Here is a 2,045-nt window from a genome sequence, read left to right as displayed (position 1 = left end):
CTACCTCACGCCGGACAGGACAAAGCCTATCACAGCCCGGAAGCTGGGGGACGATTTTGACAAGGCTGCTGTCCTTGCCCTGCTCACACAGAACGCCCACAGAGCCGCCGAACAGACCACAGCCATACCCGAATACCCCCACACACAAAAGGGACGCTTGCGGGAGGAAAAAACCACAAAAACTACCCCGGCAGACACCACCTTGCAGCGCATGGTTGACCGGGAAGCAAAGCGAGCCGAGGGCAAGGGCGTAGGCTATGACCGCTGGGCGGCAAAGCACAACCTAAAGCAAATGGCGGCTACCGTTACAGCCTACCAGCAGTACGGCTTTTCTTCCCCGGAGGAATTGGACGAAGCCTGTTCTGCCGCCTATGCCGCCATGCAGGAAAGCCTTGCAGAGCTGAAGCAGGTGGAAAAGACGCTGAACGGGAAAAAGGAGCTGCAACGACAGGTGCTTGCCTATTCCAAGACCCGCCCTGTCCGGGACGGGCTGAAACAGCAGAAAAACGCCAAAGCAAAATCAGCCTACCGTCAGAAGTACGAAAGCGACTTTATCATAGCAGACGCAGCCGCCCGCTATTTCAGGGAGAACGGCATTTCCAAGCTGCCGAGCTATAAAGCCCTGCAAGCAGAGATTGAAGCCCTTATCAAAGAGAAAAACAGCGGCTACAACGATTACCGGGCAAAACGGGAGGAATACCGCCGCTTGCAGACTGTCAAGGGCAATATCGACCAGATTTTACGCCGGAGCGAGCCGCAACGCAGAAAGGAGCAGAGCCATGAACGGTAATATCCCCCGCATGGACTACCGCCAGTACCGGGCAGCCCGCCGCCTTGTGCATGAGTGCTGCAACTATGACAGCGGGAATTGTCTGCTGTTGGAGGACGGCGAGCCTTGCGTGTGTGTGCAGAGTATCAGCTATTCGCTGCTCTGCCGCTGGTTTACTGCCGCTGTCCTGCCCCTTGATGAAGCACTGGAGGCCGCCCTCATGCGCCGGGAAAGCCGGAAACGCTGCGCTGTCTGCGGGGCGTTCTTTGTCCCCAAATCCAACCGGGGGAAATACTGCCCGGACTGCGCCGGACGCATGAAGCGGATAAACGCCGCCAAACGGAAGCGGAAACAAAGGGAGAAATGTCACGCTTTAGGGCATTTCAAACCCGCATAAATCAAGGCTTTTTTGGAGGGTGTCAAAGGGTGCGTGATACATTTATCCTTTTCCCCCGAAAACGCCCCCTAAAAGCGTAACAGAACCCATAGACAGACACCACAAGGAGGTGAACCCTATCGCTGATTATATGACCGCAGAAACGGAGCTGCCCGCTTACCTGCCTTACCCCCGTTTCCTGCTGAAAATGGACATATCCCACACCGCCAAGCTGCTGTATGTGCTGCTGTTAGACCGTTCCACCCTTTCGCAGAAGAACGGCTGGCAGGACAGCGAGGGACGGATATACATTGTCTACCCCATAGCAGAGATAGCGGAAATGCTGGATAAAGGCTGCACCACCATAAAGGGCGCACTGAACGAACTGGACGCTGCCGGGCTGCTGGAACGCAGACGGACGGGCTTTTCTGCCGCCAACCGTCTGTATGTGAAAGTGCCGCCTATTCCAGTGGTACAGTTTTCCGACCAACTGACGGACGGAAAACCGACCCTCATAAGGGCGGGAAACCGACCAACTGACAGCCGGAAAACTGACCTTATGACGGTCGGAAAACCGTCCCCTAACCAAACTAATATAAACAACCTAATAGAGAGCCAAACAAAAAGAGCGAGTGAGGGGCAGCCCCCTGCCGCTTATGGCAGATATAAAAATGTATTCCTTTCTGACGCAGAACTTTTGGAACTGGAACAGGACTTCCCCGGCAAGTGGGAGTATTACCTTGACCGGCTTTCCTGCCATATCGCTTCCACTGGGAAGCAGTACCACAGCCATGCAGCCACCATTTACAAGTGGGCGCAGGAAGACGCTGCCAAAGGCAAGGCTGCCCCGAAACAGGGCATACCCGATTATTCATGCAAGGAGGGCGAGAGCTTATGAAA

2 protein-coding genes and 1 pseudogene are annotated in these 2,045 nt (G+C 55.2%); all 3 read left to right on the top strand.

Translation table 11 applies throughout. The features are described from left to right. Positions 1-790: pseudogene (locus LKD37_RS17405) on the top strand (relaxase/mobilization nuclease domain-containing protein); the annotation flags it as partial. Beyond that, complete coding sequence (locus tag LKD37_RS17400) at positions 780-1,166, top strand: cysteine-rich VLP domain-containing protein (protein ID WP_117659801.1); 387 nt, start codon at positions 780-782, stop codon at positions 1,164-1,166. The pseudogene LKD37_RS17405 and the gene LKD37_RS17400, both read left to right, overlap by 11 nt. A 130-nt stretch (positions 1,167-1,296) precedes the next feature. Then, positions 1,297-2,043 carry a replication initiator protein A gene (locus tag LKD37_RS17395; protein ID WP_270485290.1) on the top strand — a complete coding sequence of 249 codons (747 nt, stop codon included), beginning with the start codon at positions 1,297-1,299 and terminating at the stop codon, positions 2,041-2,043. The last annotated feature ends 2 nt before the right edge of the window (positions 2,044-2,045 follow it).

The sequence above is a fragment of the Brotocaccenecus cirricatena genome, assembly GCF_020687045.1.
Taxonomy (GTDB): Bacteria; Bacillota; Clostridia; order Oscillospirales; family Oscillospiraceae; genus Vescimonas; species Vescimonas cirricatena.
Note: the sequence above shows the minus strand (reverse complement) of the source record. Positions and strands in the feature narration are given on the sequence as shown.